Annotated in this window: 14 protein-coding genes; 12 read left to right on the forward strand and 2 right to left on the reverse strand. The window is 62.7% G+C overall.

Going from position 1 to position 15,044, the window contains the following annotated elements; genetic code table 11:
- Positions 1 to 15: 15 nt before the first annotated feature.
- The 5 genes from CHX26_RS08775 to CHX26_RS08795 all read left to right on the forward strand — a co-directional run bounded on the left by CHX26_RS08775 (position 16) and on the right by CHX26_RS08795 (position 6,330).
- Complete coding sequence (locus CHX26_RS08775) at positions 16 to 567, forward strand: hypothetical protein (RefSeq protein WP_146107688.1); 552 nt, start codon at positions 16 to 18, stop codon at positions 565 to 567.
- Between the two features lie 55 nt (positions 568 to 622).
- Positions 623 to 1,174, forward strand: coding sequence for a spore coat protein U domain-containing protein (locus CHX26_RS08780; protein WP_104942040.1), 552 nt, complete (start codon positions 623 to 625; stop codon positions 1,172 to 1,174).
- Between the two features lie 155 nt (positions 1,175 to 1,329).
- Positions 1,330 to 2,118, forward strand: a complete 789-nt coding sequence (locus CHX26_RS08785) for a fimbrial biogenesis chaperone (protein ID WP_104942041.1) — start codon at positions 1,330 to 1,332, stop codon at positions 2,116 to 2,118.
- A gap of 295 nt (positions 2,119 to 2,413) precedes the next feature.
- Complete coding sequence (locus CHX26_RS08790) at positions 2,414 to 5,428, forward strand: fimbria/pilus outer membrane usher protein (protein ID WP_172449755.1); 3,015 nt, start codon at positions 2,414 to 2,416, stop codon at positions 5,426 to 5,428.
- On the forward strand, positions 5,425 to 6,330 hold the full coding sequence (locus CHX26_RS08795; protein WP_146107689.1) for a hypothetical protein: 906 nt from the start codon (positions 5,425 to 5,427) through the stop codon (positions 6,328 to 6,330). Before CHX26_RS08790 ends, CHX26_RS08795 begins: the two co-directional genes overlap by 4 nt.
- Here the strand turns inward: CHX26_RS08795 and CHX26_RS15650 are convergent.
- Complete coding sequence (locus tag CHX26_RS15650) at positions 6,327 to 6,998, reverse strand: hypothetical protein (protein ID WP_146107690.1); 672 nt, start codon at positions 6,996 to 6,998, stop codon at positions 6,327 to 6,329. The genes CHX26_RS08795 and CHX26_RS15650 overlap by 4 nt on opposite strands.
- A gap of 401 nt (positions 6,999 to 7,399) precedes the next feature.
- Between CHX26_RS15650 and CHX26_RS08805 the strand changes: the two genes are divergently transcribed.
- From CHX26_RS08805 to CHX26_RS08830, 6 genes are all read left to right on the forward strand, one after another.
- Positions 7,400 to 9,388, forward strand: coding sequence for a ParB/RepB/Spo0J family partition protein (locus CHX26_RS08805; RefSeq protein WP_104942045.1), 1,989 nt, complete (start codon positions 7,400 to 7,402; stop codon positions 9,386 to 9,388).
- A gap of 168 nt (positions 9,389 to 9,556) precedes the next feature.
- Positions 9,557 to 10,498 carry an ArdC family protein gene (locus CHX26_RS08810; RefSeq protein ID WP_104942046.1) on the forward strand — a complete coding sequence of 314 codons (942 nt, stop codon included), beginning with the start codon at positions 9,557 to 9,559 and terminating at the stop codon, positions 10,496 to 10,498.
- A gap of 11 nt (positions 10,499 to 10,509) precedes the next feature.
- Positions 10,510 to 10,932 carry a hypothetical protein gene (locus tag CHX26_RS08815; RefSeq protein ID WP_104942047.1) on the forward strand — a complete coding sequence of 141 codons (423 nt, stop codon included), beginning with the start codon at positions 10,510 to 10,512 and terminating at the stop codon, positions 10,930 to 10,932.
- 307 nt (positions 10,933 to 11,239) lie between these two features.
- Positions 11,240 to 12,184 carry a DUF2493 domain-containing protein gene (locus tag CHX26_RS08820; RefSeq protein ID WP_104942048.1) on the forward strand — a complete coding sequence of 315 codons (945 nt, stop codon included), beginning with the start codon at positions 11,240 to 11,242 and terminating at the stop codon, positions 12,182 to 12,184.
- A gap of 134 nt (positions 12,185 to 12,318) precedes the next feature.
- The gene (locus CHX26_RS08825) at positions 12,319 to 12,756 is read left to right on the forward strand and encodes a helix-turn-helix domain-containing protein (RefSeq protein ID WP_233997083.1); all 438 of its coding nucleotides are present in this window, start codon (positions 12,319 to 12,321) and stop codon (positions 12,754 to 12,756) included.
- 671 nt (positions 12,757 to 13,427) lie between these two features.
- Positions 13,428 to 13,817, forward strand: coding sequence for a single-stranded DNA-binding protein (locus CHX26_RS08830; RefSeq protein ID WP_104942050.1), 390 nt, complete (start codon positions 13,428 to 13,430; stop codon positions 13,815 to 13,817).
- 104 nt (positions 13,818 to 13,921) lie between these two features.
- Here the strand turns inward: CHX26_RS08830 and CHX26_RS08835 are convergent, their stop codons facing one another.
- Positions 13,922 to 14,152 carry a DUF6437 family protein gene (locus CHX26_RS08835; RefSeq protein WP_104942051.1) on the reverse strand — a complete coding sequence of 77 codons (231 nt, stop codon included), beginning with the start codon at positions 14,150 to 14,152 and terminating at the stop codon, positions 13,922 to 13,924.
- A gap of 325 nt (positions 14,153 to 14,477) precedes the next feature.
- Here CHX26_RS08835 and CHX26_RS08840 point away from each other — a divergent pair, with 325 nt between their 5' ends.
- Complete coding sequence (locus CHX26_RS08840) at positions 14,478 to 14,714, forward strand: hypothetical protein (RefSeq protein WP_104942052.1); 237 nt, start codon at positions 14,478 to 14,480, stop codon at positions 14,712 to 14,714.
- The last annotated feature ends 330 nt before the right edge of the window (positions 14,715 to 15,044 follow it).

Raw genomic sequence — 15,044 nt, forward strand, 5'->3', positions numbered from 1 at the left:
GAGCAGGAGCAGATGATGAGACAATTCGTTATCCTTGCAGCCTCAACCGCCGCAATCGCCGCCGCACCGCTTGCTGCTCAGACCCTGAGCTACGATATGAGCGCTCAGGTCGCACCAACGTGCGGGGTGTACAATTCGACTGGCACGGTCATCGACGTTGACTTCGGCGCGCTGGCCGATGTCAACAGCGATGCGACAGTCGATCAGGCGGTCGGCAGCGCCACTTATCGCTGCAATTCGCGCGCTGGCTTTACCCGCACCATCGCCTCGCAGAATAACGGTTGGCTGACGCTGGACGGCAACCCTACCACAGACAACGCCCGCCGGATCCGCTTCACCATGAGGCATGGTGGCGGTAGCGGTCTTGGCTTTTCTTCACGGCAACTGACCGCGCCGCTGAGCCGCAGCTTTGCCGGCGCCACAGCCTTTCTCAATGGGCAAACCGGCGGTGTGTCCTTCCAGGCTTTCGGGGTGCGCGGTGCCCCAGCGGCGAACGGCGTGCCCGGCACGACCGTGATGTCCGGCAACTACCGCGACACGGTGACGATCACTGTCACCGCCAACTGACAACCACCTTATCGACCAACCAACCTGTTCAAGACTGTAACAAGGGACCAGACCGATGAAAAAGATTGCACTTCTCGCTGCCAGCATTGCCGCCTTTGCCGCTGTCCCGGCCTCTGCGCAGAGCCTTACCTACAATCTTAATGCGCAGGTCGCCCCGTCCTGTGGCGTTTACAATTCGAGCGGCTCGACCATCCCCGTCGAATTCGGCGAGCTCGCCACTGTCCCGGCCAGCAGCACCGTCGATGTGGCCGCTGGCGAGGCGACCTATCGCTGCAACAGCGTGAACGGCTTCACCCGCACGATCACCTCGCAGAACAACGGCTATCTAACCCTCGATGGCAATGCCACCAACGACAACGCGCGCCGCATCCGCTTCAACATGGCGCATACCGGCAACTCAGGCTTGGCGTTCTCGGCGCAGCAATTGACTGCACCCGTGGCGGCCAGCTTCGGCGGCAGCACCGCGTTTCTTGCAGGTGAAACCGGCAATGTCAGCTTTCAGGCCTTCGGTGTGCAGGGCGACGTGGGCGGCAATGGCTCGCCGGGCACCACGGTCTATGCAGGCAACTACCGTGACACCGTGACCATCACTGTGACCGCGCTCTGATCTAGCGGGGGGAATAACCCCGCAACTGTGCAAGAGTGGTGGAGCCGAACGGTTCCACCACTTTTTTTGTGCGCGGATTGTTTAGTGCAAGTTAGTTGGCAATAAGCCCCAAGTTAGTCGCTGATCAGCGTGGGAGCCGGACCAATTTGCTGCACATGGATTTCGCAATGGACGGGGCCATAAAAAGGCCTCGCATAGTCAATCATTCGATTGGATGGGCGCGATGGGTTTCGATCGTGCTGGCTATCGTAACCGCATCCGCGCTGACCTTCGCAGCGCGCGCCTATGAGGTTACACCGATGCGGGTGTTTCTGCAGCCTGATCGGGGTCAGAACAGCGCTACGATAACCATCAGTAACATCCGCGAGGAATCGCTTCCGGTCGAAATCCAGGTGTTTCGGCGGGTGGTCGCCGCTGATGGCGAGCAGATATTCGAGCCAGCCGAGGAAGAGTTCATCACCTTCCCGCCGCAGGTACAGATTGCCGCAGGCCAGTCTCAGGCGATCCGCATCCAGTATGTCGGCACCCTGGGTGAGATGGCCGAAGCGTTCGTTGTTCAGGTTACCGAAGTTCCGGTAAACAGGCTCGAAGGCACCGGCATTCAGTTCACCTATAACTTTGGCGTCGCGGTCTATGTCCAACCACCGCGTGCACGGGCGCGCCTGGCGGTCAGCGAGGCGACGACGGCTGACGGCACGTTGCGTTTCAAGGTTGCCAACAGCGGCAATGACTACGGGTTTCTGACCGGTCAGGCGCTTCAATACACGGTTGGTACCGCGCGCGTCACGCTGACCCCGGACGATTTGGCAAGCCTGGTGAGCAATCCGATCGTCCCGCCCGGAGCCACCCGCGAATTCGCCTTTCCGCTGGCCTCAGCACCTGAAGCCGGGCCGGCAGCAACCGGCGAGCCGGTCGAAGTCCGGCTGCTGCGCGGTGAAAGCTGAGGGCAGCCTGCCTGCTGCCGCGGCGAGAACCCAGCGATGTCGGATGATGGCTTGAGCAGTGCAGCGCAGGGGCCGAAAACAGGGCGGAGCGCCGCGGGGAAAGCTGCTACTGGTCCCGCTGCTCACTGCCACCAGCGGAACGGCATGGGCCGCGTCCGATAGCCTTTCGGCGCTCGCAAGTATACCACTCACCTGTCGCCTCCCGATCTCCCAGGGCACCGTGCATGCCGTTGCGACCACGCTCGGCGTTGCTACCCCAAGCCCACAGCTTGGCAGCTTGTTCATTATGCGTCCGATGTTCGAGGGCAAGCAGCTGGCGCCGGTCACCACCCAATTCAACATCATCGAGCTGCGCGCGATCGAAGCGGAATCGCTCGAACTTGCCCTCGGCAGCAAAATGGGCGCAGCCGAGCGCGCCCTGCTGAAACGCGAGGCTGGCAATTTCCTGACCATGGCGCGCCTGCAGGAATTGGGCATTATCGCCACCTATGATCCGGCGAGGCTCACACTCAACCTCGCGCTGGCGCCCGAAAAGCTTGTGGCTGACATCGTACAATCTGTGGACGATCGCAGGGACGCCAGCGCTGTGCGCGGCCTTGGTGATGATCCTAGGCTTACGCGTGACCTTCTAGGCTCCGTGCGTATCGAGCGAGGCAGCGGTGAGGGCAGTTTACCGTTCGGCCATCTCGCCGATTTCGCCGGGCGGTTGCAGCCGATCTTTGCACTTCGCCGCCAAATAGAGTCCAGGGACCGCACGGACACTTCGCAAGTCGAGACCGATGCCAGCACGGCCTCCACCACGCAAGCGAAGGCCGAGCCGAAGGTTCCGGAAGTCCCCGAGGTTACCGCGCCGGTCCCTGCTGTCCCACCTGCTCCTGCAGTTCCTGCAGCTGCGGCCACCTCTTCGTCATCCGGCATGGCGGGCGAGGCTGCACCTGTCGTCGCGACCCCCGACCAGCAAACTCCGCAGGCCAGTCGGATTACCATCTATCCCCTGCTCGAGGGCAACCGCCTTGGACTGGTTACGGCAGAACTTACCATTACCGAGCTGCGCGCAATAGAGGCCGGTTCGCTCGAACGTGCGCTCGGCGACCGGCTCGCCGCTGCGCCGCGTACAGCGCTGAAGCGCGAGACGGGCAGTTTTCTTCCCGTGGCACGGCTCAAGGAGCTAGGCATCAGCGCAACCTATGATCCGGCCAACCTCACGATCACGCTGGCGCTGGCACCAGAGGCGGTGGGACCGCAGACCTTCACCTTCACCGGCAATGTCGATCTCGGTGCTGCCGAGCGTGTACTTCCCGCAGACCTGGCCTTCGGCGTCACTGGCAATCTCATCGGTTCGCACGATTTCAGCGATCCGCAGAGCGACACCCGGCTGCTCTACAACTTCGCCGGCTTCCTCAATATCGGCGGACGCGAGCGCGGAGGCTATCTGCTGTTTGGCGGGCTCGTCGACTTTGCCGAGCGGGCCCCGCGCCGGTTCGTGCGCGACAGGCTGGTCGCTTTCAAAGACTTCGAAGGTCCCACGGTGCGCGTGGCTGCGGGCGACCTCGTCGCGGGTCTGCCGCTGATTGCAGGCGAGGCCGATGTAGCGGGGATTTCGATCGAACGACGCTATGATGCCTTGCAGCCGCTGCGCAACATCCGACCCACCGGTCGTCGCCAGTTCGTCCTCGAGCGCCCCGCGCGGATCGAGATCTACGCCAATGGCGCGCTGGTGCAGGCGCTCGAGGTCAATGCCGGACCGGTCGATCTGAACCGTATCCCGGCCCTTTCGCTGTCGACCAACATCGCCATCATCGTCGAGGATGCAACCGGGCGTCGCGAGATTGACAGCTTCACCCTTGCCAACGACATCGAATTGCTGGCCGCAGGGCTCAGCGAATTCAACGTTACTGCAGGGGTGATGCGCAAACCTTCAGCGAACGGTTTTGCATACTCCGCCACGCCATTGCTGACAGGGCAGTTTGCCCGAGGTTTCAGCGATGTCGTGACCGCAGGCGGGCATTTCGCGTTGATGGACCATTACCAGAATTTCGGGCTGACGTTTGCCAGCCTGGCTCCCGGTGGTGCGCTGTTTCTAGGGGGCAGCGCGAGCCATGACAGGACGACCAGCGATCTTGGCTATGCAGTCAGTCTTGCCTATCGCGGCGACCCCTTGCGCCTGTCCGATCTGGACAGCCAACTCAACTTTCGGCTTGATTGGCGCTCGGCCAGTTACCGGCGGCTCTCGCAGACTATCCTGCGCGATCCAGTCAAACTCGACATCGCGCTTGATTACCGGCTCAATCTGACAGAGCGGGTGGCGGTCTCGCTGGGCGGCAATTACCTTGAGAACCATACACAAGGCCCCGCCACCCGCGCAGTGTTCGGAGGGGTGCAGGTTGCCATGGGTCGTCTGCTGGCCTCGGCCACGGCCCGTTATGCCGATATCGGGGGACGCACCGACAAAGGCCTTCTGGCAACATTGACGATCCCGTTAGGACGCAATCATTTTTCGACCGCCAGCTATGACAGTGTAACCCGTCAGGCCCGGTTCGAGGCACGCCGCTTGCGAGATATCACCGTCCCCGAATTCGATTACGGTATAGTCGCTGAACATTCTCCGCTGTTCGATCGCCTGACCGGACAGGCGCGCTTTGCCAATTCGCGCTTCAATCTCGATGTCGAAATGGTCGGAACCCGCGGCGCTGCAGACGGCGGGACGCGCGATCAGAACGCAGTCAATTTCCGCCTCCAATCCGGTTTCGCCTTCGCTGACGGCCAGCTCGGGATCGGCCGCAACCCGGGCCGGGGCTTTGTCATGATCGATCGTCACGCCTCGCTTAAGGACGCCCGGGTCGAAGTCGAGACCAGCGGCGTCGGGCGGCGCGCGGGGCAGAGCAACGGACTTGGCCCGGCGGTGATCAGCCAGCTTTCCGGCTACCGGCCTGACAATATACGGGTCAGCGTTCTCGGCGCGCCGCCCGGCTATGATATCGGTCCAGGTGAGTACCTCAGCGATCCCGGGGCGCTGAGCGGAGTGAAGGTGACCGTTGGAAGCGATGCCTATCGCTCCGCCCTGGTTACCTTCGTGATGCCGGACGGCTCACCGGTGAAGCTGACAGACGGGTTGGTTCGCAACCTGGCGACCGGAGAGACGAGCGGAGTCTTCACAAATGCGTCAGGGCGTGCGGTACTCTCGAAGCTGGTCGAAGGGCAGTATCGGGTTGAACTGCGGGGCGGCGATCTGCTGTTCGAACTCACGGTTGACAAGTCCGCCCCAGCAATAATCCGGCTGGGCACACAGACGATGGAGGTGGCGCCATGAACAATGGTTGGATCGGTCAGCGCGTGCGGGTGACGGCTATGGCGCTGCTTGCCTGGGCAGGAGTGTTCGCTGAGACCGCCATTTTGGCACAGGGGCAGGGCGGTGGAGCCTCCTGCAACGGGGGCTACCGGGTCACAGGGCGTCAGGCCAGCGGACAGAGTTATGATCCCAATCAAGCAAATCGCACGGTTATCCAGATCACCTTGCAAGCAGAGGGCAACAACATTCGTCCCGGTTGTACCGGCGTGCCCGTCACCATAACGCCGCAATCAGGTGCCGCTTTCAGCTTTGCCAATGGCGGCGATCAGCTTGGCTTTGTGCAAATCAACTCGAACCTCGTCTCGGAAGCTAATGTCACGCGCTTCGCATTGAATGGCAATTCACGCCGCAGGCTCGTGCGCGGCGAGGCCGTTACGATTGATCTGTTCGAATTGAACGCCGGGCAGTTTCCTGCCGCAGGCGAGTATCGCGGCACGGTGCTGGTTCAGGTCGGCAACGCGTTGCCGCAGGCAGTGCTGCTTGCGATCACGGTCCGCCCGGCGATCAGGTTTCTCGCCGAGCATGGCGCGATGACGCGAGATCTCAGCTTTGGCGAGGTGAGCGCTGGTTCGGTGATCCGGACCGCTGTCTTTTATCAGACCAATGCCGCGGCCAATATCACCATCGTGTCGCAAAATCGTGGCCGCCTCGTACACACTGTGCAGGGTCCGGGCAGTGCCATTGCATACTCCCTCACATATGACGGGGTGGCGGTAAACCTTGCAAGCGGCGCGCAGATTAACCGTCCATTTCGCGGGCTTCTGGCGCGGCGCGAGGAAATGGTGCTGGAGGTTGCCCCCGGTACCAACCGTTTCGCAGGCGATTACCGCGATGTGCTCACGCTGCTCTATACCGCATATTAGATCGGTTGAAGCATGACTGACAGCGCCTCGCTGCCGGTTGGCGCTGTTAACTCGACGGTGGTGACGGCTTCGCCCGGCCTCTTGCTTGTGATCGTGACCGCGCCCGGGCTGACTTGCACTGGTCCTGCCGAACTTTGCGCTGCACGCAATCCGGCCGGCCGCGAGCCATCCCGAAGCAAAAGCTGGAAGCGCTCGGCGTTGCAGATTGTGGTGATGGCGAAGCCACCGGGCTGCCGGATCAGAGGTTCCACCGCAATGATCGTGCACATTACCGGAACGTTCGCTTCCAAGCGCCACTGCAACCCGTTCGCAGCGAGTCCAGCTGAAGCCAGCCCGCCCGCCAGCAGGAATAACTGCGCACCCAGGAAACGGTTTGGCACGAAATAAATCGGTCGCGGCACTCGAGGTCTCCTGACCAAACGCCATGGCCTTTCATTCGCGAAGGTCTTCAGGCTGCAGCCTATGCCCTGACCAGGACGGTGCTGAGTTGCCAAACTTAAGTCCATGCAAGGAATCGCCGCCAGACGTTTGTTCTGCGCTGTGCCGCCGGGAAACAATCGGCCAGCAGAACCTTCACAGGTCGAAACGTCGATGCCGTCAGGCCTACCCATGCTCAGGTGTCGGCCGATTAGCCGGGCGCGCAACCGCGCGCTCGACCAGTAACGCATCACCACCTCCCCGCCCGTGTGCAATCGGGACCAACAAATCATCATCGGCGTTGCGGGGCCTCCGGTCGGTCAGGCTGCAGGGGCAACCCACTACCGCTCAGAGTCGATAGCCTTGGCACACAGTCTGGACATAGGCCCTGTGCGATGCCGGCTTCATCGCCGAACAGATCTCGAATAGTCGCCATCTACGCACCAGACAGGGGCGTGAACGCGAGCTGTTGCATCAGCCGGGCAACAGGCTGTTTTGGGGAGCTCGGCAATTCCCAGAAATCGTCTGCGTTAATGCCGACCGGGCTGTGAAACTCGCAGCAATCGGCCAAGAGGGAAGGGGGCTTTGCCCTGATTGAGCCATTTGGGCGTCGATAGTCGGCGTGCCGGGCTCTCAGTCAGGAGTGTGTCCCATGATCAAGTCGATCCCGCTCAACAAGCTTGCTTGCTCACCCCGCAATGTCCGCCGTCACAGCGATCCGGCAGCGGATGCTGAGCTCAAGGCCAGCATCGCAGCCCGCGGCCTGTTGCAGAACCTCATCGTCCGACCTGCCACGAAGGGCAAGTTCGAGGTCGAGGCCGGCGAGCGCCGCCGCCGCGCGATGCTCGCGCTCGCCGACGAAAAGTTGCTTGCCCGCGACCATGAGGTCACGTGCCTCGTTCTCGAGGACAGCGTGGAAGCCGCGGTCGAGACCAGCCTCGCGGAGAACTTCCATCGCCTCGCCATGAACCCTGCCGACGAAGCCCAGGCCTTTGCCGCGCTCGTGACGGGTGGTGCGACGGTCGAAGATGTTGCGCGCCGCTTCGGTATGACTGTCCGCTTCGTCGAAGGCCGCCTGCGTCTCGCGACGCTCGCGCCGGTTGTGTTCGAGGCGCTTGCCTCCGGCCAGATCACGCTCGACATCGCCAAGGCCTTCGGTGCGACCTCGGACCGCGAGATCCAGACCCGCGTCTTCGAGCAGGTGTCCTCCGGCTACTATGCGCCCAATCCCGACAGCGTCCGGCGCATGGTTCTCTCCGGAACAGTCCGGGGCAGTGATCCGCGCGCACGGCTCGTTGGCCGCGACGCTTACATTGCCGCTGGCGGCCGGATCGAACGTGAATTGTTCGATGACAACGACAGCGAGTCCTGGGTCGATGTCGCGCTGCTCGAAAGCTTGGCTGCCGCGACAATGGAAGAGCAGGCGAAGGCGCTCGCTGCCGAACAGGGTCTCGCATGGGTCAAGCCCACGCTCGATCCCTTTGCCAGCCACGATCTGGTCGAAGGGCTGGTCCGGCTTCCCGCCGAACCGGCGCCGCTCACCGAAGCGGAACTGGCAAGGCTTGATGCGCTCGATGCGTCCTATGACGAGCATGCGGCGATCCTCGAAGACGAAGACAGCGCCGAGGACGCCGTGGCAGCGGCAGAAGCTGCGATCGAGGCGATCGAACGCGAATGTCAGGACATTCGTGCGCGCCCACCCGTTATCGCGCCGGAATTGAAGGCCGAGGCAGGCATGATCCTGGTTCTCTCCCGCGATGGCACGCCGGTTCTCCAGCCTGTCTTCTATGGCGAGCGGCAGATGGAAGCCGTCGACACCGACGGCGGCATCGAAGTCATTCCGGGCGAGGAAGGTTCGGACAAGCGCCGGGCGACGTTGTCGCGGCGGCTTGTCGACGAACTCGCCATGCAGCGCCGCGATGTCCTTGCCTTGCATGTCGCATCCGACCCGGGGGTGGCGCTTGATATCATGGTCTTCACGCTCGCCGATGCCGAGACCCACGACTGGCGGTCGCGGGCAGCGACCACGCTCCGCGCGCCTGTCCCGGCAGGCCCGATCGCGGGCTTCGAAGCCAAGGATGCACCAGCGAGCAGCGCGCTCGCCGAGCTTCGGTCTGGTCTTGACGAAAGCTGGCGTGGCGGTGCCGATGCGACCTCCCGCTTCGACCTGTACCGTGCACTGCCGGATGATGCCCGCGCCGCATGGCTCGGCTATGTCGTGGCCCGGTCGCTCGAGGCGAGCCTCAATATGGCGGGCGAGCGTCAGCTGCCCTTCCAGGATCACCTTGGCAGCCTGATCGGCATCGACATGGCACAGTGGTGGCGTCCGACGGCGGCCAATTACTTCGACCGGGTGCAAAAGCAGGTGATCCTCGACGCCCTGACCGACGTCGGCGGCCTCGAGCTCTCCTCGCGCTTTATCTCGGTCAAGAAGGGCGACCTCGCGATGAGTGCCGAGCGCATCTTTGCCGGCACCTACATTACCGAAGTCGAGGTCCGCGAGAAGGCGCTGGCCTGGGTGCCCGAGGTCATGCGCTTCGCTGCCGCTGCGCCGGATGCTGACGAACCCGGGATCGACGCCACTGCAACTGACCCCGCTGTCGATACCAACGATCCGTCCCCCCGCGAGCTGGCCGCCTGACCTCCTCCTGACAGGCACAGCCACTCGCAACTTGTGAAGCGGTCCTTCGGCTTACGCCGGAGGGCCGCTTCCCTTTTGCAAAGGAGAGCAGAGGGGGCGCGGGATCTTGCGGCACTGACCGGCGAACCCGTCGCCGACTGTCCGGATGCTGCAATCAGGAGAACCATCATGGCCTATCGCAAGGGGCAAAGCGGCAGCGTGTCGCCCGCTGCCCGCATCACCCAGGAAATCATCACCCGTCTGGAAGCCGGCACCAAGCCATGGATCAAGCCATGGCGCGGTGTGCCCGTTTCGCGGCCCCTGCGAGCCTGCGGGATCCCGTACCGCGGCATGAATGTGTTCTGGCTGTGGATGGTCGCCGACATGTGCGGCTATGCCTCGCCGTTCTGGATGACCTACAACCAGGCCAAATCGCTGGGCGCCCAGGTCCGCAAGGGCGAAAAGTCGACCATAGCGATCTTCTACAAGAGCTACACCAAGGAGGTGGAAGCTCCCGATACCGGCGAAAAGACCGACGAAGCCCGCCGGGTGCTGAAAGCCTATCCGGTCTTCAATGCTGATCAGGTCGAAGGCCTGCCCGAGCGCTTCCATCCGGCTGCTACGCTGGAACTGGTCGAGCCTGAAGGGCGTGAGGCCGAACTCGACGCCTTCTTCGCTGCCATCCCTGTCAATCTGCGCCATCAGGGCTGCGAGGCGTACTATGAGCCGACGGCTGACCGCGTCACCATGCCGCCGACGAGCCTGTTCGACGGCTTCGATCATTACTACGCCACGCTCGCCCACGAGCTGTCGCACTGGACCGGACATGCCAGCCGTTTGGGCCGTGATCTCAAGAACCGCTTCGGCACAGCGGCCTATGCTGCAGAGGAACTGGTCGCCGAGCTCTCAAGCGCCATGCTGGGCGCAGAGCTAGGGCTGCCGGTCACGCATCTCGACAACCATGCGAGCTACATCGAGCACTGGCTACGGCTCCTGAAGGTTGACGACCGCGCCATTCTGACCGCTGCCGCCAAGGCCGAAGAAGCCTCGAGCCTGCTGCTGAAGCTCGGCGGAAGGGTCACGCCCGAACAGTCTGACGATGCGTCGGACGACGCTGCGCTCGCGGCCTGAGGGAGGATGCCATGGGCCGATCAGTCAGCTATCCCAGCGGCGCAATCGTCGCCTTTACGGTGCTCGAGGTCGAAACCGAGGGCGACTGTGAGTTCGAATACGAGTGGCTGCGCGAAGACCTGTGCGAGCGGGCCAGCCGAGCCTTCCCGTCGCTGATCCCGCATGACGGGTGGCGTGGCAGAGAGGACCGGATCCTCATGCGCAATGCCTATGCGGATTTCGGTATATCGGTCTACGGCGCCCTGGTGGCCGTCTGGATCGTCGAGCGTGATGACGGCGCCTATTGGGACGCCGATTGGCGCACGGCCCGTTCACCGCGGGCACGGCGCTGGCTGTCCCAGATCGCATCCCGCTTCGATGCCATGTTCGGCGACTACGATTGCCTCGGGCACATGTCGAACGGGGAGGGCGTTTACACCAAGCGCGCGGCTTGAGCCGAGCTGGGGCGTAGTACTGTATGAGGCATCGGCCTTGCCCCTGCCAGTGGTCAGTTCCGACCGCTCATGAACTGTCGCCATGCGAGAGAGGCCCTGGGCCAGCCGCCAGTCTTGCGCAACCCGGCTTGGTCGGGCCCGTGTTGGCCTTCGCCCTTTTGGGCTCAAGGCCTGCCCGCGCCAGCCCGCCAAGCCGGGTTCCCCCTGACCGGTGCGCAATCCTGCCTGAATGCTGGCCCTGACGGGCTCTCGCTGGCGCAGCCATGAGCGGATGCGTCGGCCTCACGTCAGTCAGGAGGATAATTCCATGCATACGTCATTCGCCGATCAACTCGCCGGGCTCGATCTTGCCGGCTTTTCCATCGGTCCTGCGCCCGTATCTACCAGCGATTTCCCGGTCCGCGATGCGGTCGTCCAAACCCTCGAAGCGGTGTGGTCCGATCTTTTCGCCATGGTCTCCGGCACCGCGCTCGAAGCCGATGCCGAAGATCTCGGCTGGGCCTTCGTCAACATCTTCCACCGCTCTGCGACCCGCAAGTCCACCGCGCTCGACCGGGCGACCGACGAGGTCCGCGCGCTGGTTGCGACCGCAGATGGATCCGAAGTCCATACCCATGACCTCGAGACCCAGGTCGAGCGGGCACAATGCGCCGAGGGCGCAATGCTGGCGCTCGAAGAGATGCGTGAAATTGCCGCAGCCCTGTACCTCAACGAGTTCGGTTCCTCCTGGAAACCGGTCTCGAGCTCGCGCTTCAACCACAGCGCCATGCTGACGTCCGCGCTCGTCGAAGGTCGCGATTTCCTGCGTGCCCGAGCAGAGGCCAAGCGCCGTGCCGCCATGCCTGAAGGAACGCCTGTGGTGTTCGCTGGCGGCCGCACCCGCCATGCGACCGAAGCCGATGCACTGACCTTCGGCAACAATGTCTGGGCCACCCTCGACAAGGTCCGCAACCGCGTGCCGGACATGGTGCTCATCCACGGCGGCGACACCAAGGGCGTCGACCGTCTGGCATCGAGCTGGGCTGAACGTCGCGGGATCCCGCAGGTCACGTTCTCGCTTGATATGCGCCTCGGCGCCCGTGCCGGTTTCAAGCGCAATGAGCGGATGCTCTCCCTCGACCCGCGCTACGTCATCGCTTTTCCCGGCAATGGTGTCCTTGAACGTTTGGTGATCGAAGCCAAGGCGCGGCGGATCACTGTCGTCGATCGCCGCGGACCGCTCGGCACATCCCCGAAAGCTCAGCCCGGGTGAGGGGGGTGGAATCCAGCTGGCCTGCAACTCCTCCGCAAGACCACAGCGGCTGCGATATGTTGCGTTTATTTCGAATAACCCCTAGCTGGCATATCGGCAAGCCGGAGAGACCCATGACATTGCCAGCAAGCGCCTTGCCGTTCGGCAACTGGCTGCCATCTGCCGATGATCGGCAGATCGCCAACCAGCTTCGCCAGATTCTGGCGGCGCACAAGGCTGGCGAAGCGCATCTGCAGGTGTCCGATCCTGCGACCAAGACATCAGTCGATATCACCCTGACGCCGGCTATTTCGGACCTGTTTCTTGAACTGCTGCGCTACATCGGCAGCGGCGACGCCGTCACCCTGCTGCCGATCCAGCAGATGCTCACGACGCAGCAGGCGGCAGATCTGCTCAATTTCTCGCGCCCATTTCTCATCAAGCTGATCGAGAAGGGCGATATTCCTCACGCGATGGTGGGACGACATCGTCGGCTCAAGGCCGAGGACGTGTTTGCCTACAAGTCCGCGCGGGACATAGCCCGGGCAGAAGCGCTGGATGAGCTCATCGCAGATAGCGCAGACCTTTATTGATCGACTTTTCGCTGAATTTGCAACAGCCCGATACTGCGTTGCGCCTCCCCGAAGGCGCGGGAGACCTGCCGCTTGCCGGTGACCATGCTGAAACTCGGCGATCACGCAGGCTCGATGTGATCCGCCGCATGCGATGGCGGCGCGTGGGGCAAGTCTAAGTAAGGCGATCAATAGGCTCAGCCGCGCTTGGATTGCAGTCGGGTCCCGATGATCGTGTCGTTACTCCGGTCCATCATTTTCACCAAGTGACAGCTCTGGCTCGGGCGCACGGCCCATAAAGTCTCAGGATGAGCATAGCACCAGACGTGCTACCATCAGCCTCGAAGACGCCTTTCCAGGCAGGCCGGATACAAGAACAGCCAAGAAAAGTCGTCCACGCCGGGAGGTGGGTGGGGCACATCGGCCAACGGGAACGGACTGGATGGCAAGCCTGCTCAAGGCATCCTGATCCACCCGGCTTCAATGCAAACCTGTCCCTGAATCACCCCACGTCGAGACGCGCAACCCCGATCCGGTCCAGCCGAGTTGCCGGTCACGTCATACTGCGTGCCCGGCTGCCCGCACCACCCGAACCGGATCGGGGTTTCCCTACGGTGCGCTTCGCCGCGGGGCGCTTCTGCTCGGGTTTTGCAGCCGGGATGGACCCGGAATGCTCGATCAGGAGAATACCCATGACCAATCTCGTTATCCTCGTTGGCCGCATCGCTCGCGACCCCGAAACCCGCACCACCCAGGGTGGAACCAGCATCACCTCGGTCTCGGTCGTGACCGACCGTCCCGCCCGCAAGGAAGGCAAGACCTACAAGGACGAGAACGGCTACACCGCCAAGGACAGCGAATTCCACCGCATCACCTGCTTCAACGGTCTCGGCGAGAACGTCGCCAAGTACTGCACCAAGGGCCAGATGGTCTCGGTCGAAGGGCGCATCCACTACACCCAGTGGGAAGACGAAAGCGGCACCAAGCGCTACGGCTGCGAGATCATCGCCGACAAGGTCGACTTCCTCACCAAGGGCCGCTCGGGCAACAACGAAGACGCGCCCGACATCGACGAGGACTGAAGGGCCGACCTTCGCGAAAAGGCCCCGGTGGCAGATGCCATCGGGGCCTTCACTTTTGCTCTGCGGCTATGCGGCGGCGCGGGGCATCGAACCCCTTGCTGCGCTTACGTGGGAGCAATGCGCTTCAGCGTTTCCTCGATGCCGAGCGTCATTGCGGCGCGGACGACCTGCCGCAATTGCGCTGGTTCGATTCTCTCGGCGCCGCACTCGATCAGCAACTTGCCGAGCTCGGTTGCAGCCTCTTGTCGAAGCCGTGCTTCCTCGATGTCGAGCTTCGCACGCTGTTCGCGCAGTTTCCTCAACGCGTCGAGCGCCGAGGGTTTGGACCTGGCCATAGGGACTTCCTTTGTGTTGGCCGTTGGTCCCCTCCGCCCATAGTCATACGACCCGGCAAGCGTTTAGGAAAATGGTTTCTGTGGTGCGGGCGGTGCGCTTTTCGCCAAGCGTTGGAGGGGTCTCTCTCGCAGGACAATCAAGTCTGATGCGGGCTTTGGGTCTGCGTCAAGGACGACAGGGCCCCACCATTTTCGTCGGGCAAGCCCGACAAAAATCGTTGCCCCCATCGCCGCTTCGCGGCCGCTGCCGCGGTCCCTGACCCAGCCCGTCACCCACATCCTCGCAGCTCCTGATGCGACGCATCAAACATCAGGAGGAACGATCATGTACGCTTCACACAATACCGCCGATACCGGTTACCAGGCAGATCAGGCAGCCTTCGTTGCCGCACTCGATCAGGCCCATGCCCGATCCTATCACAGCTACTTCACGCAGTACGTCCTGACCGATGATGAGGCAGGGTACATCGCGGTCGATGAAGGCGATTACGGGGCATTGCCGAAGGCCTTGCAGGACCGTGTCATCGACACGGTGCCGGGCAAGCTCAGCGATGAATTCTGACCCGGAGGTTCAAGGGAGGAAGTCCCTCGGGGCTTCCTCCCTTGGATTTTTGCTCGGATCCCGCAGATTCGCGTCAAGGTAGAATCCGCCACTGATTGAAGGCTGAGCCGGCGTGCCCGACATTGGGTTGCACGATCTGCGGTATGGCCTTGCCGCCCGATCGGAAACTCTGCCCGTGATCGGCAAGCTTTAGGGCCATGCCAAGCTGCAATCGACTTCGCGCTCCGCCAACCTCGATGACGCCCCGCTGCTCGATGCTCCCGATTGGATCCGCAAGCTTATTGATGAGGCTATGGGCGATAAAAGCGTTGGATGGTAGAATGGAGTATG

This window comes from Porphyrobacter sp. HT-58-2 (assembly GCF_002952215.1).
In the GTDB taxonomy this organism is placed as follows: Bacteria; Pseudomonadota; Alphaproteobacteria; order Sphingomonadales; family Sphingomonadaceae; genus Erythrobacter.

Excerpts from the sequence above, each read along its gene's own strand:
- CHX26_RS08780 (WP_104942040.1), top strand. The coding sequence starts at position 623 with ATGAAAAAGATTGCACTTCTCGCTGCCAGCATTGCCGCCTTTGCCGCT.
- CHX26_RS08785 (WP_104942041.1), top strand. The coding sequence starts at position 1,330 with ATGGATTTCGCAATGGACGGGGCCATAAAAAGGCCTCGCATAGTCAAT.
- CHX26_RS08830 (WP_104942050.1), top strand. The coding sequence starts at position 13,428 with ATGACCAATCTCGTTATCCTCGTTGGCCGCATCGCTCGCGACCCCGAA.
- CHX26_RS08795 (WP_146107689.1), top strand. The coding sequence starts at position 5,425 with ATGAACAATGGTTGGATCGGTCAGCGCGTGCGGGTGACGGCTATGGCG.
- CHX26_RS08805 (WP_104942045.1), top strand. The coding sequence starts at position 7,400 with ATGATCAAGTCGATCCCGCTCAACAAGCTTGCTTGCTCACCCCGCAAT.
- CHX26_RS08840 (WP_104942052.1), top strand. The coding sequence starts at position 14,478 with ATGTACGCTTCACACAATACCGCCGATACCGGTTACCAGGCAGATCAG.
- CHX26_RS08820 (WP_104942048.1), top strand. The coding sequence starts at position 11,240 with ATGCATACGTCATTCGCCGATCAACTCGCCGGGCTCGATCTTGCCGGC.
- CHX26_RS08790 (WP_172449755.1), top strand. The coding sequence starts at position 2,414 with ATGTTCGAGGGCAAGCAGCTGGCGCCGGTCACCACCCAATTCAACATC.
- CHX26_RS08835 (WP_104942051.1), bottom strand. The coding sequence starts at position 14,152 with ATGGCCAGGTCCAAACCCTCGGCGCTCGACGCGTTGAGGAAACTGCGC.
- CHX26_RS08810 (WP_104942046.1), top strand. The coding sequence starts at position 9,557 with ATGGCCTATCGCAAGGGGCAAAGCGGCAGCGTGTCGCCCGCTGCCCGC.
- CHX26_RS08815 (WP_104942047.1), top strand. The coding sequence starts at position 10,510 with ATGGGCCGATCAGTCAGCTATCCCAGCGGCGCAATCGTCGCCTTTACG.
- CHX26_RS08775 (WP_146107688.1), top strand. The coding sequence starts at position 16 with ATGAGACAATTCGTTATCCTTGCAGCCTCAACCGCCGCAATCGCCGCC.
- CHX26_RS15650 (WP_146107690.1), bottom strand. The coding sequence starts at position 6,998 with ATGCGTTACTGGTCGAGCGCGCGGTTGCGCGCCCGGCTAATCGGCCGA.